The organism is Bradyrhizobium sp. AZCC 1721 (assembly GCF_036924715.1).
Lineage (GTDB): Bacteria > Pseudomonadota > Alphaproteobacteria > Rhizobiales > Xanthobacteraceae > Bradyrhizobium.
In genome coordinates, this window is sequence record NZ_JAZHSB010000001.1 from 6,722,240 (window position 1) to 6,747,244 (window position 25,005).

General features: G+C 63.5%; 22 protein-coding genes and 1 pseudogene. 4 read left to right on the forward strand and 19 right to left on the reverse strand.

Annotated elements, in window-relative coordinates:
* Window positions 1–227: 227 nt before the first annotated feature.
* The 3 genes from V1273_RS32095 to V1273_RS32105 form a co-directional block, all read right to left on the reverse strand.
* Entirely contained in the window at window positions 228–1,229 is a 1,002-nt protein-coding gene (locus V1273_RS32095) for an Hsp33 family molecular chaperone (RefSeq protein ID WP_334411925.1), read from the reverse strand.
* A gap of 197 nt (window positions 1,230–1,426) precedes the next feature.
* Window positions 1,427–2,353: an ornithine carbamoyltransferase gene (gene argF, locus V1273_RS32100; RefSeq protein ID WP_334365359.1), complete on the reverse strand. Its 927-nt coding sequence runs from the start codon at window positions 2,351–2,353 to the stop codon at window positions 1,427–1,429.
* Window positions 2,353–3,561 (reverse strand): aspartate aminotransferase family protein, encoded by a 1,209-nt coding sequence (locus V1273_RS32105; RefSeq protein WP_334379977.1) that lies wholly within the window; start codon window positions 3,559–3,561, stop codon window positions 2,353–2,355. Before V1273_RS32105 ends, argF begins: the two co-directional genes overlap by 1 nt.
* Window positions 3,562–4,057: 496 nt before the next feature.
* Between V1273_RS32105 and V1273_RS32110 the strand changes: the two genes are divergently transcribed.
* Entirely contained in the window at window positions 4,058–4,567 is a 510-nt protein-coding gene (locus tag V1273_RS32110; RefSeq protein WP_028351833.1) for a GcrA family cell cycle regulator, read from the forward strand.
* 179 nt (window positions 4,568–4,746) lie between these two features.
* Here V1273_RS32110 and phoB read toward each other — a convergent pair whose 3' ends face one another.
* From phoB to V1273_RS32160, 10 genes are all read right to left on the reverse strand, one after another.
* The gene (gene phoB / locus V1273_RS32115; protein ID WP_028351834.1) at window positions 4,747–5,451 is read right to left on the reverse strand and encodes a phosphate regulon transcriptional regulator PhoB; all 705 of its coding nucleotides are present in this window, start codon (window positions 5,449–5,451) and stop codon (window positions 4,747–4,749) included.
* Between the two features lie 10 nt (window positions 5,452–5,461).
* Window positions 5,462–6,178: a phosphate signaling complex protein PhoU gene (gene phoU / locus V1273_RS32120; protein WP_334365361.1), complete on the reverse strand. Its 717-nt coding sequence runs from the start codon at window positions 6,176–6,178 to the stop codon at window positions 5,462–5,464.
* 11 nt (window positions 6,179–6,189) lie between these two features.
* Window positions 6,190–7,011 (reverse strand): phosphate ABC transporter ATP-binding protein PstB, encoded by an 822-nt coding sequence (pstB, locus tag V1273_RS32125; protein WP_334365362.1) that lies wholly within the window; start codon window positions 7,009–7,011, stop codon window positions 6,190–6,192.
* Complete coding sequence (gene pstA, locus V1273_RS32130; protein WP_334365363.1) at window positions 7,008–7,853, reverse strand: phosphate ABC transporter permease PstA; 846 nt, start codon at window positions 7,851–7,853, stop codon at window positions 7,008–7,010. The genes pstB and pstA overlap by 4 nt, the downstream gene beginning before the upstream one ends.
* A 1-nt stretch (window position 7,854) precedes the next feature.
* Window positions 7,855–8,853 (reverse strand): phosphate ABC transporter permease subunit PstC, encoded by a 999-nt coding sequence (pstC, locus tag V1273_RS32135; protein ID WP_334411926.1) that lies wholly within the window; start codon window positions 8,851–8,853, stop codon window positions 7,855–7,857.
* 149 nt (window positions 8,854–9,002) lie between these two features.
* Window positions 9,003–10,013 (reverse strand): phosphate ABC transporter substrate-binding protein PstS, encoded by a 1,011-nt coding sequence (gene pstS / locus V1273_RS32140; RefSeq protein WP_334365365.1) that lies wholly within the window; start codon window positions 10,011–10,013, stop codon window positions 9,003–9,005.
* Window positions 10,014–10,152: 139 nt separating this feature from the next.
* Window positions 10,153–11,454, reverse strand: a complete 1,302-nt coding sequence (locus V1273_RS32145; RefSeq protein ID WP_334379973.1) for an ATP-binding protein — start codon at window positions 11,452–11,454, stop codon at window positions 10,153–10,155.
* Window positions 11,455–11,500: 46 nt separating this feature from the next.
* Window positions 11,501–12,559: a lysylphosphatidylglycerol synthase domain-containing protein gene (locus tag V1273_RS32150; RefSeq protein ID WP_334365367.1), complete on the reverse strand. Its 1,059-nt coding sequence runs from the start codon at window positions 12,557–12,559 to the stop codon at window positions 11,501–11,503.
* 277 nt (window positions 12,560–12,836) lie between these two features.
* Entirely contained in the window at window positions 12,837–13,133 is a 297-nt protein-coding gene (locus V1273_RS32155) for a hypothetical protein (RefSeq protein WP_334365368.1), read from the reverse strand.
* 2 nt (window positions 13,134–13,135) lie between these two features.
* Window positions 13,136–14,530, reverse strand: coding sequence for an OmpA family protein (locus V1273_RS32160; protein WP_334365369.1), 1,395 nt, complete (start codon window positions 14,528–14,530; stop codon window positions 13,136–13,138).
* A gap of 168 nt (window positions 14,531–14,698) precedes the next feature.
* Between V1273_RS32160 and V1273_RS32165 the strand changes: the two genes are divergently transcribed.
* Together V1273_RS32165 and V1273_RS32170 are read left to right on the forward strand one after the other, a co-directional pair.
* Entirely contained in the window at window positions 14,699–15,757 is a 1,059-nt protein-coding gene (locus tag V1273_RS32165) for a polysaccharide deacetylase family protein (protein WP_334365370.1), read from the forward strand.
* A gap of 448 nt (window positions 15,758–16,205) precedes the next feature.
* Window positions 16,206–17,006 (forward strand): SDR family oxidoreductase, encoded by an 801-nt coding sequence (locus V1273_RS32170; RefSeq protein ID WP_334411927.1) that lies wholly within the window; start codon window positions 16,206–16,208, stop codon window positions 17,004–17,006.
* A 146-nt stretch (window positions 17,007–17,152) separates the two neighbouring features.
* On the opposite strand, the gene V1273_RS32175 is transcribed toward V1273_RS32170, so the two are convergent.
* The 6 genes from V1273_RS32175 to V1273_RS32200 all read right to left on the reverse strand — a co-directional run bounded on the left by V1273_RS32175 (window position 17,153) and on the right by V1273_RS32200 (window position 23,950).
* Window positions 17,153–17,437 carry a hypothetical protein gene (locus V1273_RS32175; RefSeq protein WP_334365372.1) on the reverse strand — a complete coding sequence of 95 codons (285 nt, stop codon included), beginning with the start codon at window positions 17,435–17,437 and terminating at the stop codon, window positions 17,153–17,155.
* Window positions 17,438–17,464: 27 nt separating this feature from the next.
* Window positions 17,465–18,901: a benzoyl-CoA 2,3-epoxidase subunit BoxB gene (gene boxB, locus V1273_RS32180; protein WP_334412300.1), complete on the reverse strand. Its 1,437-nt coding sequence runs from the start codon at window positions 18,899–18,901 to the stop codon at window positions 17,465–17,467.
* A gap of 161 nt (window positions 18,902–19,062) precedes the next feature.
* The gene (boxC, locus tag V1273_RS32185) at window positions 19,063–20,751 is read right to left on the reverse strand and encodes a 2,3-epoxybenzoyl-CoA dihydrolase (protein ID WP_334365373.1); all 1,689 of its coding nucleotides are present in this window, start codon (window positions 20,749–20,751) and stop codon (window positions 19,063–19,065) included.
* A gap of 106 nt (window positions 20,752–20,857) precedes the next feature.
* Window positions 20,858–21,376 carry a DUF309 domain-containing protein gene (locus tag V1273_RS32190; protein WP_334411928.1) on the reverse strand — a complete coding sequence of 173 codons (519 nt, stop codon included), beginning with the start codon at window positions 21,374–21,376 and terminating at the stop codon, window positions 20,858–20,860.
* Window positions 21,377–21,412: 36 nt separating this feature from the next.
* A complete protein-coding gene (locus V1273_RS32195; protein WP_334411929.1) occupies window positions 21,413–22,231 on the reverse strand; it encodes an alpha/beta fold hydrolase in 819 nt (272 codons plus the stop codon).
* 171 nt (window positions 22,232–22,402) lie between these two features.
* Complete coding sequence (locus tag V1273_RS32200; RefSeq protein WP_334411930.1) at window positions 22,403–23,950, reverse strand: benzoate-CoA ligase family protein; 1,548 nt, start codon at window positions 23,948–23,950, stop codon at window positions 22,403–22,405.
* A gap of 63 nt (window positions 23,951–24,013) precedes the next feature.
* Here V1273_RS32200 and V1273_RS32205 point away from each other — a divergent pair.
* Window positions 24,014–24,982, forward strand: a pseudogene (locus V1273_RS32205) (helix-turn-helix transcriptional regulator); the annotation flags it as partial.
* Between the last annotated feature and the right edge of the window lie 23 nt (window positions 24,983–25,005).

Here is a 25,005-nt window from a genome sequence, read left to right on the forward strand (position 1 = left end):
ATAGCGACGCAACATATCACCGTCATACCCCGCGAACGCGGGGTACCCAGTACGCTGCGACTTCTCGATTTCGATCACTGCTGTCTCTGGGATACTGGGTCACCCGTCTTCGCGGATGACGACAGTCCGTGGGCTGGGCAAAGCAAAGCGTGCCCACCATCATAAAGCGCGATCGGAGGATGATGGTGGGCACGGCGCTATCGCGCCTTTGCCCACCCTACGGCCCCCTACTCCTCCACGCCCGCTTCATGCGGGGTGAACTGATAGACTGAGGAGCAGAACTCGCAGGTCACCACCACCTTGTCGTCCTTGACCATCTCGGCGCGGTCCTTGGGCGAGAAGCTTTTCAACATCGCGGAGACTGCCTCGCGCGAGCAGGAGCATTTTGCGCGCAAGGAGAGCTGTGAGAACACGCGCACGCCGCGCTCGTGAAACAGGCGATACAGCAGGCGCTCGCCCGACAGATCGGGATCGATCAGTTCGACATCCTCGACGGTGCCGATCAGCGACTGACCTTCCACCCATGCGTCGTCTTCCGCCACCTGATGCGTAACCGCGCCTTCCGGCGCGTTGCCCGGATGCAGGTCGGCCTGCCGCGCCCGCTCGGGCGCCTGCGGCAGGAATTGCAGCAGCATGCCGCCGGCGCGCCAGCGATGCTTGCCGCCGTCGCCGCCACGCCATTCTTCGCCGACCGCAAGCCGCACGCGGGTCGGAATCTGCTCGGAGCGCAGGAAATATTCATGCGCGGCATCCTCAAGGCTGCCGCCGTCGAGCGCCACCAGTCCCTGGTAACGGCTCATGTCCGCGCCCTGATCGATGGTCATCGCGAGATGGCCCTTGCCGAGCAGGGCGCCTGAATCCTGCCCGTCCTTCAGCCGCCTTGCGTCGTAGCGCGCATAGGCGCGGAGCCGATCCGGCGACTGGAAATCCACGATCAGAAACGACACCGGGCCATCGGTCTGCGTCTGCAAAATGAACCGGCCGTCGAATTTGAGCGCCGAACCGAGCAGCGTCGCCAGCACGATCGCTTCGCCAAGCAATTTTCCGACCGGCGCCGGATAATCGTGCTTGGTCAGGATGTCGTCGAGCGCGGGGCCGAGTCGGGTCAGCCGTCCGCGCAGATCGAGCGAGGCGACCTCGAACGGCAGCACCGCATCATCGACGGGAACGGACGAGGGCGCGCGGATCGGCGCCTCGGTCGTGATTTTGATGTCTGATTGTGAATCCATGGCGCCTTATCTGGGGGCTTGGAATGCAAAACAAAAGGGGTTGACGAGCCGGCGAAACCATCTCCACGCGTCGTCCCTGCGAACGCAGGGACCCATAACCACAGGGCGTTGTGAGTAAGGCAAGGCGTCAACCACTGCCTTTAATTATTGGGGCCGCGGCGTATGGGTCCCTGCCTTCGCAGGGACGACGGAGAAACCTATGCCACCGCGTCAAAACACCAAGCCAGAATGCCTTTCTGCGCATGCAGGCGATTTTCGGCTTCGTCGAACACGACCGACTGCGCGCCGTCGATCACCTCATCGGTGACTTCCTCGCCGCGATGAGCGGGCAGGCAGTGCATGAAGATCGCGTCCGGCTTGGCCAGCGACATCAGCTTCGCATTGACCTGATAGGGCTTCAGCACATTGTGGCGATGTTCGCCGTCCTTGTCGCCCATCGAGACCCAGGTGTCGGTGACGACGCAATCGGCGCCGCGCACGGCGGCTTCGGGATCGGTGCCGAGCACGATCGGCGCCTGCGTCGCCTTGATCCAGTCCTTCATCGCCTTGTTCGGCGCAAGCTGCGGCGGGGTTGCGACATTGAGCCTGAACTTGAAACGCTCGGCTGCATGCGCCCAGGATGCCAGCACATTGTTGTCGTCGCCGGTCCAGGCCACGGTCCTGCCCTCGATCGGCCCGCGATGCTCCTCGAAGGTCATCAGGTCGGCCATCACCTGGCAGGGATGCGAGCGCCGCGTCAGGCCGTTGATCACGGGCACCGTGGCGTGCGCGGCCAATTCCAAGAGCGCGTCGTGGTTGAGGATGCGGATCATGATCGCATCGACATAGCGCGACAGCACGCGCGCGGTGTCGGCGATGGTCTCGCCGCGGCCGAGCTGCATCTCGGCACCGGTCAGCATGATGGATTCGCCGCCGAGTTGGCGCATGCCGACGTCGAACGACACCCGGGTGCGGGTCGAGGGACGTTCGAAGATCATCGCCAGCGTCTTGCCTTCGAGCGGCTTCTTGCCCTTCTCATGCGCTTTCAGCTTCGCCTTCATGGTGGCGCTCAAGGTCAGCATGCTGCGCAATTCATCTAACGGCAGTTCATTGATGTCGAGGAAGTGACGGACGGATTTGCTCATCAGCCCGCCGCCTTCTTCAACTGGCCAGCGGACAGCGCGACACAGGCGCGCTCCAACCTTTGCACGGATTCCTCGATCTCGGCCTCGGTGACGATCAGCGGCGCGAGGAACCGCACCACATTGTCGCCGGCGCCGACGGTGAGCAATTTCTCGTCGCGCAACGCATTGACGAGATCGCCCGACGGCACCACGGCCTTGACGCCGACCAGAAGCCCCTCGCCGCGAACTTCCGACAGCACGGCGGGATAGCGATCGACGACGGAGGCCAGTTTCTGTTTCAACAGCAGCGACATCTTCTGCACGTGATCGAAGAAGCCCGGCTCCAGCATCACGTCGAGCACGGCATTCGCCGCAGCGATCGCCAGCGGATTGCCGCCGAAGGTCGAGCCGTGCGAGCCCGGCGTCATGCCGCTTGCGGCTTCCGCCGTCGCCAGCACCGCGCCGATCGGGAAGCCGCCGCCCAACGCTTTGGCCAGCGACATCACATCCGGTGTCACGCCGACGCGCTTATAGGCGAAGAGATCGCCGGTGCGGCCCATGCCGGTCTGCACCTCGTCGAACGCGAGCAACAGGCCCTTCTCGTCGCAGAGCTGGCGCAGCGCCTTGAAGAAAGACTGCGGCGCCGAGCGCACGCCGCCCTCGCCCTGCACCGGCTCGATCAGGATGCCCGCGGTCTGCGGGCCGATCGCTTTCTTGACCGCTTCGAGATCGCCATGCGGCACCTGGTCGAAACCGTCCATCGGCGGCCCAAAGCCTTCGAGATATTTGGCGGAGCCGGTTGCTGCGAGCGTGCCCAGGGTGCGGCCGTGGAATGCGCCCTCGAAGGTGACGAGACGATAGCGCTCGGGATGGCCTTTGGAGAATTGATAGCGGCGCACGACCTTGATCACGCCTTCCATCGCCTCGGCGCCGGAATTGCAGAAGAACACGAGGTCGGCAAAGCTCTGCTCGCAAAGCCGCGCGGCGAGCTTCTCGCCATCCGGCGACTTGAACAGGTTCGACATGTGCCAGAGTTTCGTCGACTGCTCCTGCAGCGCCGCGATCAGGTGCGGATGGCAGTGACCGAGCGCATTCACCGCGACGCCCGAGGTGAAGTCCAAATAGCGCTCGCCATTGGTGGCGGTCAGCCAGCAGCCCTCGCCGCGTTCGAAGCCGAGATCGACCCTGGCGAAGACCGGGAGCAGATGCGACGTGGCGCTATTGGTCATGGCAATCACTGAGGTTTGAGACCTGCCTTTGAGACCTGCCGCGGGCGTGCATTGGCGCGAACGCGGCAACAGCCGGTCTTGCGAAAACGAAACGTGCCGCCTCTTAAGGGCGGCACGTGAGAGGCATTCTATGTGGGCGTGGGGCGCTGTCAACACGCCACGGAGCCGCCTTTCCTGCAGTGCAAGATGCTGAAATCCGTAAGATTGCGGTGTGGTGGAAAACACGCAGTGAAATGCCTAGATGTCAGAACATGTGGACGTTCGGGCCCGGACTCTTGCGCCCGAGTCACGCCATATTGTAGCGTTTGGGCTGTCGGGTACGACATCTCGTGCGGCAGTTCTGATCCCTAAGAGTCCATTTTGTACAGGCGTAAACGTTCGGCGCGGTTAGCGCGTCCGGCGAGGGCTAAGGGATTCTGACCGCAGGGATTTTTGAGACGAATGACTCGCCAGCGCTGCCCCCGATTGGCCGGCGCGATGCGAAGGGAAGATTACGATGACGGTTTTGACCTGGTCCGACGATCGCGTCGAACAGCTTAAGAAGCTCTGGGAAGCCGGATTGTCGGCGAGCCAGATCGCCGCGGAACTCGGGAATGTGACGCGAAACGCCGTAATCGGCAAAGTGCACCGGCTGGGCCTTTCCGGCCGTGCCAAGAGCCCCTCCTCGGCCGCCCCGCGGCAGCGCAAGGCACGCCCCGCCCAGCCGATGATGCGGGTGTCGCGTCCGGTCTCGCGCGGCAACACCGCGCTGGCACACGCCTTCGAAGTCGAGATGGAGCCGGATCCGATCGCCTTCGACAACGTCGTGCCGATGAGCCAGCGGCTGTCGCTGCTCGAACTGAACGAGGCCACCTGCCACTGGCCGGTCGGCGATCCCTCGAGCCCGGAATTCTTCTTCTGCGGCGGCAAGGCGCTCACGGGCCTGCCCTATTGCGCCCACCACTCGCGCATCGCCTACCAGCCCGCTGCCGATCGGCGCAGGCAGCAGCCGAAGCAGACGCGGTAAGGGGCGCGCACCATTATCTCAACTTGTCGTCCCTGCGAACGCAGGGACCCATAACCACAGGTGTCTGTGGTTACGCTGAGCTGGAGCTCCAGCACGTTTCAACAATCGAGATTTGTGGTTATCGGTCCCCGCGTTCGCGGGGACGACGGCGGGGCTTGCGGAAATAGCAGCGGACGCAGCTACGGCTCCACCTTCGCAAACCGGTCATCCAGCGCGTAACCTGCGCCGCGGACGGTGCGGATCGGATCCTGCTCGCGGCCGGGGTTGAGCAGTTTGCGCAAGCGGCCGATATGGACGTCGACGGTGCGCTCGTCGATATAGATGTCGCGGCCCCAGACGCTGTCGAGCAACTGCTCGCGGCTGAAGACGCGGCCGGGGTGCTCGAGGAAAAATTCGAGCAGGCGGTACTCGGTCGGGCCGAGATCGATCTGGCGGCCCGAGCGCGCGACGCGGCGTTTTTCGCGATCGAGTTCGATATCGCCATAGGTCAGCACGGTGGCGAGCCGCTCGGGGCTCGCCCGCCGCAGCAGGCCCTTTACGCGCGCCAGCAGTTCCGGCACCGAGAACGGCTTGACGATGTAATCGTCGGCGCCGGTCGCAAGCCCCCGCACCCGCTCGCTCTCCTCGCCGCGCGCGGTCAGCATGATGATCGGCAATTGCTTGGTTTCGGGGCGCGCTCTCAAACGGCGGCACAGCTCGATGCCGGAGAGGCCCGGCAGCATCCAGTCGAGCACGACGAGATCGGGCACGCGCTCCTTCAGCCGCGTATCCGCATCGTCGCCGCGGCCGACGGTCTCGACCTCATAGCCTTCAGCGTCGAGGTTGTAGCGCAACAGCGTGGTCAACGCTTCCTCGTCCTCGACCACCATAATGCGCGCGCTCATTCTGCTTTCCTCAAGTGTTGGAGACGGTCGTGGCAAACGTCGTCATGTCGCCCTTCGGGCGCTTGTCGAGCATCTGCTGACCCTCGATCATGTAGAACACGGTTTCGGCGATGTTGGTTGCGTGGTCGCCGATCCGCTCGATATTCTTGGCGCAGAACATCAGGTGGATGCAGAACGAGATGTTGCGCGGATCCTCCATCATGTAGGTGAGGAGTTCGCGGAACAGCGAGGTGCAGATGGCGTCGACTTCCTCGTCGCCCTTCCACACCGCCATCGCCGCCGGCAGATCGTGCGCGGCATAGGCGTCCAGCACCGACTTGACCTGCGATTGTACCAGATCGGTCATGTGCTCGAGGCCGCGCATCAGTTTCAGCGGCTGGAAATCGTTCTCCAGCGCCGCGACGCGCTTGCCCATGTTCTTGGCGAGGTCGCCGATCCGCTCCAGATCGGTGGCAACCCGCATCGCGCCGACGATCTCGCGCAGATCGATCGCCATCGGCTGGCGGCGGGCGATGGTCAGCACCGCGCGCTCCTCGATCAGATGCTGCAGGCGGTCGATCTCGACGTCGGTGGCGACGACGTGCTTGCCGAGCGCGACGTCGCGGCGGACCAGCGCGTCGACGGATTCGGTGATCATGCGCTCAGCAAGGCCGCCCATCTCGGCGACCAGACGCGTCAATTCCTGGAGGTCGCTGTCAAACGCCTTGGCGGTGTGCTCAGAAGCCATCTGTTATCTCCTTAACCAAACCGCCCCGTGATGTAGTCCTGGGTACGTCGATCGCGCGGCGAGGTGAAAATCTTGTTGGTGTCGTCGAATTCGACCAGCTCGCCGAGATACATGAAGGCGGTCTTGTCCGAGACGCGCGCCGCCTGCTGCATATTATGGGTGACGATGGCGATGGTGTAGTCCTCTGCCAGTTCCTGGATCAGTTCCTCGATCTTGGCGGTCGAGATCGGATCGAGCGCCGAGCAGGGCTCGTCGAACAGGATCACCTCGGGCCTGACCGCAACGGTGCGCGCGATGCAGAGCCGCTGCTGCTGGCCGCCGGACAGCGAGAGGCCGCTTGCATTGAGCTTGTCCTTGACCTCGTTCCACAGGGCGCCGCCGCGCAGCGCCTTCTCGACCCGGCCGTCCATCTCCGACTTGGAGATCTTCTCGTAGAGACGGATACCGAAGGCGATGTTCTCGTAGATCGTCATCGGGAACGGCGTCGGCTTCTGGAACACCATGCCGACGCGGGCCCGCAGCAGATTGAGATCGAGCTTGGGGTCGAGGACGTTGGTCTGGTCGAGCAAGAGCTGACCGGTGGCGCGCTGACCCGGATAGAGATCGTACATCCGGTTGAATATCCGCAGCAACGTGGATTTGCCGCAGCCGGACGGGCCGATGAAGGCGGTGACGCGGTGGGTGCCGAGCGTCAGGTTGATGTTCTTCAGCGCATGGTGCTCGCCATAGTAGAAGTTCAGACTGCGCGCGGTCACCTTCGGCGCAGCCTCGGGCAGCGTCGCCTGCGGAACGGGCCCGCTCGCGTTACTCACGGATACGGAGAGATCGGTCATTTGGATGTCCTCTCGGCGCCAAGGATGCGCGCGCCAATATTCAGGGCCAACACGGTGAGCGTGATCAGAAGCGCCCCGCTCCAGGCGAGCTGCTTCCAGTAGACATAGGGGCTCTGCACGAAGTTGTTGATGGTGACCGGCAGGTTCGCCATCGTCTTGGTCAGGTCCAGGCTGAAGAACTGGTTGGACAGCGCCGTGAACAATAGCGGCGCGGTTTCGCCGGCGACACGGGCGGTGGCCAGCAGGACGCCGGTGATAAGGCCGGCGCGCGCGGCGCGGTAGGCGATCCGGCGGATCACCAGCGAGCGCGGCAGGCCGAGCGCAGACGCCGCCTCGCGCAGGGGATTGGGCACCAGCCCCAGCATGTCCTCGGTGGTGCGGACCACCACGGGAATCACGATCACGGCGAGCGCCAGGCAGCCGGCAAAGGCCGAGAAGCCGCCCATCGGCACCACGATCGCGCCGTAGATGAACAGGCCGATGATGATCGACGGCGCGCTCAACAGAATATCGTTGATGAAGCGGATCACCGAGGTGAGCTTGTCGTGCTTGCCGTATTCGGCGAGATAGGTTCCGGCAAAAAGGCCGAGCGGCGCACCGATGCCGACCCCGATCACGGTCATCATGATCGAGCCGATGATGGCGTTGCGCAGGCCGCCATCGGTCGAACCGGGCGGCGGCGTATCCTGGGTGAAGACGGCGAGGTTGAGGCCGGCGAGGCCGTTATAGAACAGCGTGAACAGGATCAGTGCCAGCCAGGTCACGCCGAACGCTGCAGCGCCCAGGCACAGGAACTTGACGATGACATTCTTGCGGCGGCGGGAGACGTAAATCGGGTTCATGTCAGTTCCCCGCCTTCTTTTCCAGCCGCATCAGCATCAGCCGCGCGGCAGCAAGAACGAAGAACGTCAGAATGAACAGGAGCAGGCCGAGCAGGATCAGGCCGGACTGGTGCAACCCGTCGCTTTCGGCGAATTCGGATGCGATCGCGGCCGAGATCGTGGTGCCGGGCGCAAAGATCGAGGACTGGATCTTGAACGAATTGCCGATGATGAAGGTCACCGCCATGGTCTCGCCCAGCGCACGGCCGAGCGCCAGCATGATGCCGCCGATCACGCCGACGCGGGTGTAGGGGATGACGACGTTGCGAACGACTTCCCAGTTGGTACACCCCACCCCATAGGCGGCCTCTTTGAGCACCGGCGGGACCGTCTTGAAGACGTCGACCGAGATCGCGGTGATGAACGGCAACACCATGATCGCCAGAATCAATGACGCGTTGAACAGGCTGAGATAGGACGGCGGCCCGGCGAAGATCGTCCCCAGCACTGGAACGCCGTCGAACACGCTGATCATGAACGGCTGGAAGTTGTTGGCCAGAAACGGCCCCAGCACGAAGAAGCCCCACATGCCGTAGATGATGGAGGGAATGCCGGCCAGCAGTTCGATGGCAAGCCCGATCGGACGGCGCAGCCAGATCGGGCAGATCTCGGTCAGGAACACAGCGATGCCGAGCCCGACCGGAATAGCGATCGCCATCGCGATCACGGAGGTGATCAGCGTGCCGTAGACCGGGCCGAGCGCGCCGAGCACTGGCGGGTCGGCAGACGGCGCCCAGCGCTGCGTCCACAGGAAGGCGGCGCCGTATTCCCGGATCGCCGGCCAGGCGCCGATAATAAGCGAAATGATGATGCCGCCGAGGATGAGCAGAACCGAGATCGCGCAGGCGCGCGTAATCCAGTAGAAGGTGACGTCGCCGAGCTTGAACGCGCTGAGAGCCTTTGCGCGATCGTAAGGTCCGGCAGCGTCCATTACGTCGCTTTCAACTGCCATTTCTGCCACGCCAATCCCCTGTACTTATAGCCCAATGACCCGGACTTCGGTGCACGGCTTTTTCGGCTCGTGCATTGTTCTTGCCTCTCTTGTCCCGAGAGGGGTGCTCAACCCGGGCATCCCGGGTTGAGCGATCGTGTTGCGTAGCGCTGGACCGATCAGCTCTTGATCTCGGAGGCCCAGGTCTTTTCGATCTGCTTGACGACCGAGTCCGGCATCGGAATGTAATCGAGCTCTTCGGCCATCTTGTCGCCCTTCTCGAACGCCCATTTGAAGAACTTGATGGCTTCCTGGGACGCCGCCTTGTCGGTTGCATCCTTGTGCATCAGGATGAAGGTCGCGCCGGTGATCGGCCACGACGCATCGCCGGGCTGATCGGTCAGGATGACGAAGTAGTTCTTGGCACTGGCCCAGTCGGCATTGGAAGCCGCGGCCTGGAATGCACCAATCGTCGGCTGCACGGTCTTGCCGGCCTTGTTGACGACGGCACCGTAGGTCAGCTTGTTCTGCTTGGCATAGGCGTACTCGACGTAACCGATGGAGTTCTTGGTCTGGCTGACGTTTCCGGCGACGCCTTCGTTACCCTTGGCGCCAACGCCCGTCGGCCACTCAACCGCGGTGCCGGCACCTGCCTTGGTCTTCCACTCGGCATTGGTCTTGGAGAGATAGTCGGTCCAGATGAACGTGGTGCCCGAGCCGTCCGAACGGCGCACCACGGTGATCGCGTCGGAAGGCAGCTTCACCTTGGGATTGAGCTTGGCAATCGCGGGATCGTCCCACTTCTTGATCTTGCCGAGATAGATGTCACCGAGCAGTTCGCCCGAGAACACCAGCTCGCCCGGCTTGATGCCTTCGAGATTGACGACCGGCACCAGGGCGCCCATCGCCTGCGGCCACTGGATCATGCCTTCCTTGTCGAGCTGCTCCGGCTTGAGCGGCATGTCGCTGGCGCCGAAGGTCACGGTCTTGGCCACGATCTGCTTGATGCCGGCGCCGGAGCCGATCGACTGGTAGTTCAGGCCGTTACCGGTCTCCTTCTTGTAGGCATCGGCCCACTTCGAATAGAGCGGGAACGGGAAGGTGGCGCCTGCGCCGGTGATGTCGGCCGCGAAGGCCGACGTCGAAGCGGCGAGCAAGCCGGCAGCGACGACTGTCCTGACGAAATTCATGGTTGATCTCCATATCCTGAGCGAAGCGCCGTTGCGCCCGATCGCGCTCATGCCGCCCGTGTAGGCGCGGTCGATAGAGCTTTTACGAAGGTTTGATGACAGTTGGATGACACATCCAAGCGACTGAAATCGCTTGCATTTATGCCGCCGCCGGGGGTTTCGCCGGGGGAAAACAGGCGGTAAAGGTGGCGCCGTTTTTCGGCACGCTTTCGATCAACAGCCGGCCGCGATGGCGGTTAAGAATATGTTTCACCAAGGATAAACCGAGCCCGGTTCCGCCCTGCGCGCGGCTGTCGCCGACATCGACGCGGTAAAAGCGTTCTGTCAGCCGCGGCAGATGCTCGGGCGCAATGCCCGGGCCGAAATCGCGGACCGTGACGCGCACTTCGGGCGCGCCCTCTCCCGAGGCGACCTGGCTCAGCGAGACGATCACCTTCCCGCCGGACGCGCCATATTTGAGGGCGTTCTCGATCAGGTTCTCGAACAGCCGCAGCAGTTCCTCGCGATCACCCGCAATCGAGACCGGTGTCTCCGGCAGATCGATCTCGATCGCGACCTGGCGTTCCCTGGCCAACGGCTCCAGCCCGTCGGCGACCTGGCGAATGATCGGCACGATATCGACACACGCTTCGGGGCGGACATGCGCCGACAGCTCGACCCGCGACAGCGACAGCAGGTCGTCGATCAGCCGCGCCATCCGGGTCGCCTGTGTATGCATGATGGAGAGAAAGCGCTCGCGCGCCTTGGCGTCGTCCTTGGCCGGGCCCTGCAGCGTATCGATGAAGCCGGACAACGCAGCGAGCGGCGTGCGCAGCTCATGACTGGCATTGGCGACGAAATCGGCGCGCATCTCCTCGACCCGCCGCAGCGGCGTCTGGTCGTGGAAGGTCATCAGCATGCATCTTTCGGTCCCGCCGAACAGCGTCGGCACCGGTACCGGCGTGATGACCAGTTCCATCCAGCGGTCGACCGGCACCTGGTCGAGATAGTTGGCGCGGCGCGGCTCGCTGGTCGCGATCGCCTCGCGCAATGCGGTGATGATCTCCGGAGAGCGCAGCGCGAACTGGGCGAGTTCGTTCTTGCGCAGCGCCGGCGCGAGCTGGGCGGCCGCCGCATTGAGATGAATGACGCGGCCGGCGCGGTCGAGCAGCACGGCCGGGTCCGGCATGCCGGCAACGACCGCGCTGACGGCAGCAGATTCAACCGGACTGACGGCGCGGACATCCTCGCGGGAACCGGCGGTATCATGCAGCCGCCACGGCACCAGCGCGGCGGCGGCGATGCAGATGAAGACCGCTACCGCACGCGCCAGCGAGAGATCGGCCAGCAGCACCAGCGCGCAAAGCGCCAGCCCGGCGGCCAACAGGATAATGGCCGAATGCCGCAACCGGTCCGGCCACGGTGCAAAGAAGGAGGAGGAGTTCGAATCGTCAATCGCCATGGACGCAGGCTTTCCTTCCGCTATTCGCGAGGCGCCCGCCACATCATCAGGCGCCGGTGTCTCCACGCTCGCGCACATAGACGGGGGCCTCATGCCTCGGCTCGGGGTCGGCGGCAGACGCCAATTGGCGCAGGCGCTTCGATCGCGCGCCGATGATAATCTCCCGAAGCGTCAGCAAGATTACAGATATGACAAAAGGGCCGATATAATAGAGGACCCGGAACAGCAGCATGCCGGCGAGCAGTTCCTCCCGGTCCATCTGCCAGAGGCCGACCAGCATAGCGGCATCGAACACGCCGAGCCCGCCCGGCGAATGGCTGGCGAATCCCAACAGGGTGGCCGAGACGAAGATGACCGCGACGACGATAAAGCCGATATCGGGCTCGTCCGGCACCAGCATGTACATCGCCAGCGCACAGAAGCTGAGATCGACGATGCCGATGGCGATCTGCAGGAGCGTCAGCGGGCCGCCCGGCAGGGTGACCGTCCACGGTCCGCGGCCGACGCCGCGCGGCTGGGCCCAGACCCAGGCGACATAGCCGACCAGGGCGATGATGATTCCGAACGCCGCAACGCGGTTGAGCCAGGCCGGCAGTTGATCGATCGAGGCGGCGGCTTCCGGGTGGTAGGCGATGCCCAGTCCCAATACCGCGGCATTGCCGAGCCAGAAGGTGAGCCCGGCCAGGAAGCAGATCTTGGCGACGTCGATCGCATTCAACCCCCAGGCCGAATAAATCCGGTAGCGCACCGCGCCGCCGGTGAAGACGCTGGCGCCGACATTGTGCCCGATCGAATAGGAGGTGAAGGCAGCCAGCGCGTTGATGCGGTAGGGTATGTGGTGCTGGCCGATGGCGTGGACGGCGAACCAGTCATAGAAGGTCAGCGTGAAATAGCCTGCCGCCACGAACAGGGCCGCCAGCGCGATCCGGCGCGGCTCGGTGCCCTTGATGGCGTCGATCACCTCGTTGGCGTCGATGCCGCGTAGCATGTGATAGAGCACGTAGCACGCAACGGCGATGACCGTGATGCTGATAAGGACCCCGAGCTTATGCAGGACCTGTTTCTGGCGCAGAAACGAAGTTGCCCTGCGTATTGCTTCCAGCATCTACACCTCGAATTGCGCTTCTGCGACGACGGCAATGGCGCGAACCCCGCCGCCGCTACGCGGCTCCCTTGCCCCTCTGGTAGCGCGTTTTGGGCCGGAGTGGAATTCGCCGTACGACAATAAAACGCGCTTCTTCAACATATTAGGTATCGTTGATGACGGCGGTAGCACAGATTTACTGTATTCCCGCCGCCCGATGGGGGTTTCGGACCATAGCCAGGACCGGTCAACAACCCGTGACAGTGACGGCGGTAAAGCTGGCCGGCTCATGATGCAGTCAACCCGGCGGCGCACTGCGCGAGACCACCCAATCGCGCAACCATGACCCGACCGCACAGCCGCAGAGGTAGAGCGCGAACATGATCAGGCCGAGATCGAGCCAGTAGCCGAAACGGCCAGGCACGACGCGCGCGAGCGCGGCCGCGACCAACGCCGCGACCAAAACCGAAAGCACCCACCGCCATTTCCGCGAGACGCCTTCGCCGTACTGAACCACGGATATCCAGCCCATGGCGAAGCCGAGCAGCACCGATGCCAGGAGCCAGCCCCAGTAGAATGTGGTCAGATAGGCCATGCTCACTTCACCACGAAATCGATGCGGCGGTTCTGCGCCTTGCCCTGGTCGGTCTCGTTACCCGCAATCGGCTGCGTCGAGCCATAGCCGACCGCGCTGAACCGGTTGGCGGGTAATCCCGCCTTGACCAGATAGTCGGCGACCGCCTGCGCACGCCTCTCGGACAGCGCCTGGTTGGCCGCCTCGTCGCCGTCGGCATCGGTATGTCCCGCGATCTCGATATTGGCGGCCGGACAGCGCAACGCGGTTTCGATCAGGCGGTCGAGCAGACCGGCGGAATCGGTGACGATGTCGGCCTTGCCGGATTCGAAGCGGATCCGGGCCTTGCCGAGCAGTTCGGTAAACAATTGCTGGCAGACGGTCGCATCCACCGGCGCGGCGGCCGGCTTGACGGAGATTTCCGGCTTGAACTGCCAGCCCTGCGGAAAGTCCTTGCCGAGGCCGGCGCGGATCTGACTGGAGGCGGCTTCATAGAGCGCATCGCCCGACAGCTTCACCTCGCGGTCGGAGACGACGAGCGTACCGGTCGACAGCCGCGACAGCGCGCCGAGCGCTGATACCACCGCGTTGGCGAAGCCTGCGGGCGCGCCGATGCTCGTCTTGAGGTTATCGACGACTTTTTCGCTGAAGAACTTGCGCCCTGCCGCCCCCACCAGCCCGGCGTGGACGTTGTTGTCGGGCACGTTGCCGGTCAGCGTCAGCGTTACCGCGACGGGATCCTTGTAGGCCTGGAAGATGTAGGGCGGTGCCTTGACCTCGTTGGCTGCGACCGAAAAACCCTCGGGAAGATTTTTCAGTGCGGCGGCGATGGCTTCGCGGCCGCCGAGTTCGCGTGCCATGCCGGACAGGCTGACCGTGGTGTCCGACAGCGTGATCTTGCCGTCCTTCAGCTTGCCGATCTGGTCGAGCAGCAACAGCGCAGCATTGTCGAAACGCGGCGGCGCCCCGCGCGCAAGATTCGTCCGGTCGACCACCTCGACGCCGCCGAGGCTGGCGCGAGCCGCCTCCATCAGCCGGACCTTGCTCGCGGGCAAGGGCGAACTGCCCGATAGCGTTACCCGAACGACGTCGCGTTCAGCCGACCAGACGAACGGCTTGGCTTCGGGAACGAGCCGGGTTTCGTCGTTAACCAAACGCACCCCCGGCACCGCTTCGACCGAAGCCACCGCACTCTGCCGGCCGTCTTCCGAGAATGCGTCTGCGGCCAGGGTCACGTCGCGGCCTTCGACCGAGATTCGCCGTTTATCGAGGATGGTGCCCTTGAGGGCTGCGGCCGAACGCTGCGCCAGGTCGATTTCCAGCGGTTCGGTGCTCGTCCAGGCCGCGATCGCCCAACAGATGACCAGCGGAATGACACCCGGCCACCATTTGCTACTCCACCTGAAAAGTCCGCGCATTCGAGTTCCCGCCGGGTCCGGAACGGAGAGAAAACAAACCCTTGCGGGGCTGTCAAACCCGAAATGTCGCAGGCGCGAAAGGAGACGGAAATCGGTCCGGCTAACAGTTTCTTCAGCCGTCTGTCGCTAGTTTCGTCCCCGTAATTAACCGGGCAGCCCCGCATCTCGATGAAACAGCTTCGCAACACCGTCATTCGCGCCGGGCTGGAAGCGCTGTACTTCTCCGGGGCGCATCACCTGCTGCGACCAATCTTCGCAGGCGTCGGCATCATTTTCATGCTGCACCATGTCCGTCCGCGCCGCGACGGCGAGTTTCAGCCCAATCATCATCTCGAAGTCGAGCCGGAGTTCTTGCGGGCGATGCTCGCGCATCTTCGCGCGCTCGACGTCGATATCGTCACAATGGACGAGGTGCATCAGCGACTCCAGAAGCGGAATTTCGCGCGGCGCTTTGCCTGCTTTACCTTCGACGATGGCTATCGCGACAACCGCGATTACGCCCTGCCGGTGATGCGTGAGTTTGACGCGCCCCTCACCGTTTACGTCACGAGCGATTTCGCCGAAGGCACTGGTAGGTTGTGGTGGGTTGCGCTCGAAAAGGTGATCGCCAAGGCTCCCTCGATCGAAGTCCCGATCGGCGGCACAGTAATCCGCCTCGATAGCTCGACGCCATCAGCCAAGCAGGTCACCTTCGACCGCATCCACGATTGGCTGCGCCGACTGCCGGGCGAACACGACCTGCAGCGCGAAATCTCCGCGCTATGCACGCGCCATGACGTCGATGATTATCTCATCGCCCGCGATCTCTGCATGTCCTGGGAGGAATTGAAGGGGTTCGCGGACGATCCGCTGGTGACGATCGGCGCGCATACGGTTACGCATTGCCATCTGGCGCGGCAGAGCGAAGAGACCGCTTGGCTCGAACTGACCGAAAGCCGCGCGCGGATCGAAGCCAAGTTGCAGCGGCCGGTGCTTCATCTCGCCTATCCCTATGGCGACCGGATCGCCGCGGGCCAGCGCGAATTCGCCCTGGCGAAGGCGGCAGGATTCAAGACGGCAGTCACGACGCGGCCCGGCATGATCTTCGCCGAAAGCGCCGGCCACCTCACGGCGCTGCAGCGGGTCTCGCTGAACGGCAACTACCAGGACGAACGGATCATCCCCGTCCTGACCTCCGGCGCCGCCACCGCGATGTGGAACGGCTTTCGCCGCATCGACGCGGCCTGAAATCTCTCCATATTCGTCCCTGCGAACGCACTAGTGGATGCACACATGTTGCAGTGCGATTCAGGCTTCATATGCAATTTTAGAATCGAAGATGCGAGCTCATCGAAATTTTGGAATCGAGGCTGGCGTTTTCGCGCAAGATCGGAATCCAGCGCTTCGGTGGGGTGGAGAGCGCGCGCAGCAAAACTACGTCGCAACACTTGAGAAGTGCAAAAACCCTTGGCTTTTCATGAGTATTTGCGGCGCAACAAGTGTGCATGCCCTAGTGCGAACGCAGGGACGGACCCATACGCCGCGGCTCATCAGTTAAGCGATGTAGTAGTCATCTACCAAAACAATTATCGCTTGTGGTTATGGGTCCCTGCGTTCGCAGGGACGACGAACTGGCGTCCTTGACTCGCCCTGCTCCCACGCCCAAAACCTCCGGCAAAGCAAATGGAGGAACGCAATGTTCAAGGATCTGTTCTCGCTCAACGGCCGCATCGCGCTGGTGACGGGTGGCTCGCGCGGCATCGGCAAGATGATCGCGGCCGGATTTCTCGCGCAGGGCGCGGCGAAGGTTTACATCACCGCGCGCAAGGCGGGACCTTGCGAGGCGACCGCGCAAGAACTCACCGCCGCCTATGACGGCGAATGCATCGCGCTGCCGATCGACATCTCGACCGTCGAAGGCTGCGAAAGGCTGGCATCCGAAATCACCAAGCTGGAGCCGAAGCTCGACATCCTCGTCAACAATGCCGGCGCGGCGTGGGGTGCGGAATTCGACGAGTTTCCGGAGAGCGGCTGGGACAAGGTCATGGACCTCAACGTCAAGTCGCTGTTCTTCCTGACCAAGGCGCTGGCGAAACCGCTGCGCGCAGCGGCCTCGCCCGATCGCCCCGCCAAGGTCATCAACATCGCCTCCATCGACGGCATCTTCGTCAACCCGACGGAGACCTATTCCTATGCGGCAAGCAAGGCTGCGGTGATTCATCTGACGCGTCGCATGGCGACCAAGCTGATCAAGGACAATATCAACGTCACCGCGATTGCGCCGGGCGCCTTCAAGTCCGACATGAACCGTGCCGCGCGCGATCACGCCGATGAAGTGGCAAAGCGCGTTCCGGCACGGCGCATCGGCACCGACGAGGATATGGCGGGTATTGCGATATATCTCGCCTCGCGCGCGGGTAATTACGTCGTTGGCAATACGATCGCGGTGGACGGCGGCGTGGTGTACGCAAGTGCGGGGCTCGAGATCGCGGGGTAGTCACAGCCCGCGATGCCACGTCGTCCCGGCGAACGCCGGGGCCCATACCGTGTGATTCATCAATAGCGCACGGTGGCAGACGCCGTGCCAAAACAACGACGGTCGGTGGTCATGGGCCCCGGCTCAGGGCCGGGGCGACGGAGAAATCACGGCTCGTCCTTATCATATTCGACATCAGCCTCGGGCGCGTTGGGCAATTCGCGCTCCAGTGCCTCCCGATAGCGCAAACACCCGCGCAAAAATTTCGGCCAGGGCGGGACGGCCACTTCAGGCGTGATGCGCTCGGGCAACAGCCCCCAGAGATCGGGATGATGCCAGCACAGGTCATGACCGGTGCTGTCGCGGTGCGCGCGGATGCCCGCCCTGAGACGCTTCACCTCCGCGACCAACTGGTCGCGGTTCAGTGCTTCGAGGTCGCGATCGGGGTCCATGCTGCTGCTCCCCGATTGCGGGGCGGTTCAGGTTTCGATCTTCACGTACTCGAAATCGCCGGGCTTGTTGTCGATGCCGACTTTCGGCGGCGAGATCCAGGAGGCGTACTGGCCGGCTTCGGTGACCGGCTTCATCAGCGAGGCGATGAAGTCGCCGTCCTGCGACGAAGGCAACCATTCGCCCTTGCGTTGGTTCCAGGTGGCGTCGTCGATCAGGACGCCGTCGGGCGTGGCGTGGACGTCCTTGAACTCGCCGATCTGGCGGTGGAACGCGACGTTCGGCAGGGTCAGCTTGTACTGATAGCCCGCGGTCGAGATCACCTTGTTCCAGCGCAGCATGCCCTTGACGCAATCCTGCGTGTAGTCGTCGCGCAGCCGCATGTTGAGCGCCGTCAGCGCCGGCTCGTCGACCCGCTTGATCACGCCGTCGACCAGCTTGAGCACCGGATAGGTGGCGTTCTTGAGCTGGTGGTCGTCGTCGATCTGGGTTTCCTTGTAGCGGCCCTTGATGCCGGCGTTGAAGGCATTCGCCGCGTTGGTGGAGACTTCCGAACCGAACAGATCGAGCGACAGCGAATAGTGCAGGTTCAGCTTCTTCTGGATGGTCGGCAGGTCGATCACGCCGAGCGCGCGGACCTTGGCGATGTCGGTCGGATCGCTGATGCCGGCTTCTTTCATCGCCTCGCAGGTGCGCTGCACGACGCGGCTGATGCCGGTCTCGCCGACGAACATGTGATGGGCCTCTTCGGTCAGCATGAAGCGGCAGGTGCGCGACAGGGGATCGAAGCCGGATTGCGCGAGGCTGTGCAACTGCATCTTGCCGTCGCGGTCGGTGAAATAGGTGAACATGAAGAACGACAGCCAGTCCGGCGTCGCCTCGTTGAAGGCACCGAGCATGCGCGGGGAATCCGCATCGCCCGAGCGGCGGCGCAACAAATCGTCGGCCTCCTCGCGGCCGTCGCGGCCGAAATATTTCTGCAGGAGATAGACCATCGCCCAGAGATGGCGGCCTTCCTCGACATTGACCTGGAACAGGTTGCGCAGGTCGTAGAGCGAGGGCGCGGTCTTGCCGAGATGGCGCTGCTGCTCGACGGAGGCGGGCTCGGTGTCGCCCTGGATCACGATCAGGCGGCGCAGCGTGGCGCGGTGCTCGCCCGGGACTTCCTGCCAGGCCGGCTTGCCGTAATTCTCACCGAAGGGAATGACGCGGTTCTCTTCCTGCGGCGTCAGCAAGATGCCCCACCGATACTCCGGCATCTTGACGTAGTCGAACTTGGCCCAGCCGCGCGGATCGACCGAATAGGCGGTGCGCAAGTAGACCAGCGACTGCTGAAAACCTTCCGGCCCCATGTCGCCCCACCAGTCCATGTAACCGGGATGCCAGCCCTCCAGCGCCTTCAGCACCTGGCGGTCTTCGCTGAGATTCACGTTGTTAGGGATTTTGGTCGAGTAGTCGACGTTCATGTAATTCATTGGGGCCTCCCGTGGTTCGGTCTCGTGTCCCGGACGCGGTGCAGCGTTCCTCACGATGCACCGCAGAGCCGGGACCTATTTCGGTGGCTAAGGTGGGTCCCGGTTCTGCGAGCCGCGTCACAAGCGTGCCGCGCAGCGCCCGGGACACGGGCTTAAACTCTCGTCATGTCGAATTGCGCCTTCTGGCCGGTGCCGTAGCGGCGCAGCGCGCCTTCTTCGCCAACCGCGTTGGGGCGCTGGAAGATCCAGTTCTGCCACGCCGTGAGGCGCGAGAAGATTTTCGATTCCATGGTTTCGGGACCAACAAAGCGCAGATTCGCTTCCATGCCGGTGAGGCCGTCGGGCGAGAAGGAGGTGCGCTCTTCCAGGAACACCCGCACCTCGTCGTCCCAATCGATGTCGTCGAGCGCGAAGGTGACCAGGCCGAGCTCTTCGGCTTCCTCAGCGTCGAGCGTGGTGCCGATGGTGGCCTCCGCGCGTTCCAGATCGGACGGATCGGCCTGGAAGCGCGATTGCAGGCGGGTCAGGCCGTGGCTCATCGGATAGGGACCGAAATTCAGCGCAGTGAGCTGGATCGCCGGTGGCGGCCGGTTGTCGCCCTGGCGTGAGCCGATCAGCATGTAGGAACGGTCGGCGGCAAACACGAGTTCGGCGAGCGTGCCGGCAAAGCAGGAGCCGGGCTCGACCAGCGTCACCAGCGTGCGCGAGGTGACGTCGATGCGCTTCAACACCCGTTTCCAATAATGCCTGATCTCGTTGACCAGCCAATGCGCCTTGTTGGCTTCGAGGAAAGCGTCGCAAGCCACGACGTTGGCGGGGTCGCCGTGCGACTTGAACACCAGCATCGCGATTTCGAGTTCGTTGATGCGCAAGTGAAGGATTGCATCGTCGAGTTCGCGCGCCACCTGGAGCGACCAGAACGACGCGCCCTGCCCGATCAGGCCGTCGATATCATCAGGCGGCGCCGCCTCCGGCGCCTTGATCGAAATGGTCGCGATGCGCGCCGCGCGGTCGATGTCGACACTGACAAAGCCGTAGCGGATGCCGGTCTCGTCGATGGTGCGGTTGAGCGGCGCAAGCGTGATGCCCTTGCCACTGCCGTTGCGCTTCGAGCTGGCGGCGAATTCCTTGGCGCGCTCGGCGACCTTGGCCTCGAGCTTACTGTTCGGCGCGATTTCATCGACCAGCCGCCACGCGACGGCGCGCTTGCCTTTAATTCCTTCCTCGATGGTGCAGAAGAAGTCGGCATGGTCGCGGCGCACCTTGCGCTTGTCGACCACGCGGGTCAGGCCGCCGGTGCCCGGCAACACCGCGAGCAGCGGCACTTCCGGCAGCGCCACGGCGGCGGCGCCGTCATCGGCCAGGATAATGTGATCGGTTGCGAGCGCCAGCTCATAGCCGCCGCCAGCCGCGGTGCCGTTGACGACGGTGATGAAGCGCTGCCCGGAGTTTTCCGATGAATCTTCCAGGCCGTTGCGCGTCTCGTTGGTGAATTTGCAGAAATTGACCTTGTGGGCATGGGTCGCGCCCGCCAGCATGCGGATGTTGGCGCCGGCGCAGAACACGCGGTTCTTGCCGGAACGCATCACCACCACTTTCACTTCAGGATGTTCGAAGCGCAGCCGCTGCACGGCGTCGGCCAGCTCGATGTCGACCCCGAGATCGTAGGAATTCAGCTTGAGCTGATAGCCCTCGAACAGACCGGCATTCTCGTCGACGTCCATGGTCAGGGTTGCGACCTCGCCCTCGACCGCAAGCTTCCAGTGATGGTAGCGCGACGGATCGGTTTGAAAATCGATGTATTTCGCTCCCCCCGCAAGGACGCGATCTTCACCGGCCATGAGCCACCCTCTGTCGTTTTCTCAGGATTTGTTCGGTTCGTTACATGCACAATAATGCATGTTTTCAATTGAGTCTAGCCTAAAACGCCGGAACATGCATTTTGTTTCATGTTCGACCGGCAGCCGCAAAGGCCACGCAATCGGCCTTGGCGAGCTGCGGCTGCTCCAGTTTGGTCTTGATGAGGCCCGCCAGGGCCGCAACCGGAAAGCTGTCGGCAAAGCCGTCGCCGCCGACATTGCGCATACCGAGCGCCTCGAGTCCGCCGAGCGCTTCACCAAATAGCCGGACCGCGACGTGCGGCTTTTGCATGCGCAGCCGCAGATTGGCGGTCGTGATCAGGATGCAGGCGCGCAGCAATATCCGCTCGCGGCCGCCCTGCGGCGCCGCCGCCCATACCGCTTCCAGGATCTCCTGCGATTCCCAGAAGTAGCCCTGGTCGTTGAGCGCCATGCCGTAGCGCAGCGCCGGGTGGCGCGCCGGCACGTAGCCCTGGAAGCGCGCCGGCACCAGTGCTGCGATCTGTGCCAGCGTTTCGTAATCGGCGGCGGCTTCCCTGGACTGGCCGGGCACATAAGCCCATCGCGGCAGCAGCAGATGACCGATGCCTGAGGGCGGCGCGGTCATCCGAACAGCGCCTCGGCACGCGCAGGAGAAAATGCGCTACGCGGCCCGTCCTTGCGAGCCATTCTCGACGTGCAACACCGCCTTTGCGAAATCCGAAATCGCATCGAGCGTCGCCTCCGGCGCTTCGCGATGCGGCTGATGTCCCGCGCCCGGAATCACAGTCACATCGACCGGACAATAGCACTCTTCCCGAGCGATCTCGACCTGCCGCATGGTCCCATACTGATCGTCCACGCCTTGCAGGATCGCCACGGGCACGCGGATATAGGCGAGGTATTCGGAAATATCCCAGTTGCGGAAATCAGGATCGAGCCATGCGCCGTTCCAGCCATAGAAGGCGTTATCGACGTCCCTGTGCCAGCGCGAAAGCTTGCCCTTCAGGTTCGTGGTCTCGTAGGCGCTCCGGATATTCGCAATCGACGCCACCGAAATATCCTCGACGATGAAATGCGGGGCGATCAGCGCGAGGCCCTGCACGCCGTGATCCTGATGCGAGCCCGCATAGATCGCCGCGATCGAGGCGCCGTCGGAATGGCCGAGCAGCAGGCCGCGGCGAAAGCCGATCTTGTCGAGCAGTTTTGGCAGCACGTCGAGCGCCTCGACATGCATGTAGTCGAGCGGCCGCGGCAGTTTTACCGGCGTCGATGCGCCATAGCCCGCGCGCGAATAGACGAATACGCCCGCGCCGGTCGCGGCCTGCAACTTGTCCGGAAAGTCGCCCCACAGGCCGGTCGAGCCGAGCCCTTCATGCAGCATCACGATAACAGGCGCGTGCTCGGGCGACGGACCGATCATGCGGTATTCGAGATGGGAGGCGCCGACCGTGAGGAAGCCGGAGGCAGTGAGGGTTGTCATGCTGTAAGCTTTCGAAAGTGATCCAGACGTCGCATCCTGCTCACGTCGTCCCTGCGAACGCAGGGACCCATAACCACCGGCCTTCGTTGTGACCAAAGGTCTCGCACATCGCGCGTTAACGGATAAGCCGCGGGCGTATGGGTCCCTGCGTTCGCAGGGACGACGAGAGAGTTACGATGCACCATCCCGCAGCTTGAACCGTTGAATCTTCCCTGTCGCCGTCTTCGGCAGGCTGTCCACCACGTCGATCCAGCGCGGATATTTCCATGGGCCGATCTTCTGCTTGACGTGTTCCTTCAACGCTTCATGCAGATCATCCGTCCTGGCGCCGGCGCGCAGCACGACGAAGGCTTTCGGCTTCAACAATCCTTCGGGATCGGCTTCGGGCACGACGGCGGCCTCGAGCACGGCCGGATGGGTGATCAGCGCGCTCTCGACCTCGAACGGCGAGACCCAGATGCCCGAAACCTTGAACATGTCGTCGCTTCTGCCGCAGAACGTGTAACGGCCGTCGGCGTCGCGCGTGTATTTGTCCCCGGTGCGGGTCCAGTGGCCTTCGAAGGTCGCACGGCTCTTGGCACGCTGATTCCAGTAGCCTTCGGCGGCCGAGGGCGCTTCCACCAATAGCTCCCCGACCTCGCCATCGGCCACGTCATCGCCCGCCTCGTTCACCAGCCGCACCTTGTAGCCGGGCACAGGCTTGCCGGACGAGCCGTATTTGATGTCGCCCGGCGCGTTCGAGAGGAAGATGTGCAACAGCTCGGTCGAGCCGACGCCGTCGAGAATGTCGACGCCGAAGCGCGCCTTCCAGGCATTGCCGACAGACTCGGGCAGCGCCTCGCCCGCGGACGTGCAGATGCGCAAGCGCGTGCCGGCGCGCTCGTTCTTCGTTGTTTCGTCATTGAGCATCGCGGCGAACAGCGTCGGCACGCCGTAGAAGATGGTCGGGTTGTACTTGTTCAGCAGCTCGAACATGCGTGCCGGCGTCGGTCGGTCGGCATTGAGCACGGTGCTGGCGCCGACCGACATCGGGAAGGTAAGCGCATTGCCGAGCCCGTAGGCGAAGAACAGCTTTGCCGCGGAAAGGCAGACGTCGTCTTCCCTGATGCCGAGGACCTGCTTCGCATAGGTTTCCGCCGTGGCCTGCAGATTGGAATGCAGATGCCGCACGCCCTTGGGCATGCCGGTCGAGCCTGACGAATAGAGCCAGAACGCCGGCTCCTCGGCATGGGTTTCGACGGTTGGGAAAGAATCACCCTCCTTCGCCAACTCTTCGGAAAGCAGCTTATGGCCGAACGAATTCTTGCCGGCGACCACGACACATTCGAGATCCGGCATGCGGCCGACAATGTCTTTCACGGTCGGGTACAGCGCCTCTGAGACGAACAGCACCCGCGCGCGGCTGTCGGCCAGCACATAAGCATACTGCTCCGACGTCAGCACCGTGTTGAGCGGCACCGGCACGACGCCGGCGCGGATCGCGCCGAGGAACACCGCGGGAAAGTCCACGGTGTCGAGCATGATCATTGCCACGCGCTCTTCGCGGCGAACGCCGAGCCGGCGCAGCATGTTGGCAACGCGGCGGGTCTGCCGCTGCAGCTCGCCATAGGTGAGTTCGGCGACGGTGTCGGTGAAGGCGAGCTTGGCGCCGCGCCCCTCCTCGACATTGCGGTCGAGCAGCCAGGTCACCGCATTGTACGAACCGGACGTGCCGCTCACGACGCTTCTCCCTGAGCTTTTAAGAATTATAATTCATACAAAGACACCGGCTACCCTTGCTGTCAATCCTCATCGGCATTATGTTTCCGAAATCTGTTCACCCCGACGCAATGCCGAACGAGGGAAATGACCGAGGCCAGCGACCCCGAATCCGGCTTTCTCGAGCAGCTTGGCCAGCGTGTGCGCACCATGCGCGCCCTTCGCGGCATGTCGCGAAAAGTGCTCGCAAAAGTTTCCGGAATTTCGGAGCGCTACATCGCGCAGCTCGAAAGCGGCAAGGGCAACGTCTCGATTGTGCTGCTGCGACGCGTGTCGAACGCGATGGGCGCGCATCTCGAAGATCTCATTCCCTCGGCCGAGCCCGCGCCGGATTGGGCCGTGATCCGCGATCTCTTGCGCAAGGCAACGCCGGCGCAGATTGCGCAGGCCAAGAATGCGCTGGCCGGCGGCGGCCTATCGGCGCAGCGGCGGATTTCGTTTGCCGGCATCGCCCTGATCGGCCTGCGCGGCGCCGGCAAATCCACCCTGGGCAGGATGCTGGCGAAGAAGATCGGCTGGAAATTTGTCGAGCTCAACAAGGAGGTCGAGGCGCAGAACGGCTTGTCCGTCGCCGAGATCATCGCGCTCTACGGCCAGGAAGGTTTTAGGCGCATGGAGCAGGCGGCGCTGACGCAATTGCTGGCGCGCAAGGAATTGATGGTGCTGGCGACCGGCGGCGGCATCGTCTCCGAGCCGCTCACCTTCGACCTGATCCTGTCGTCGTTCTACACCATCTGGCTCAAGGCCGAGCCGGAAGAGCACATGGCGCGCGTCCGCCGCCAGGGCGATTTGCGCCCGATGGCGGACGATCGTTCCGCGATGGCGGAATTGCGCAACATCCTGGTCAGCCGCGAACCGCTCTATGCGCGGGCGTCAGCCGTGGTCGATACCGCGGGCCTCTCCGTCGATGCGGCGGCGGCGCGCTTAAGCGATGCGGTCGCGCCGGTGCTGCATGACAAGCACGCGTTCGGCCTGCGCAGCGCGGCCTCCTGATTTTTTCTGCGAAAGTCCTCGCA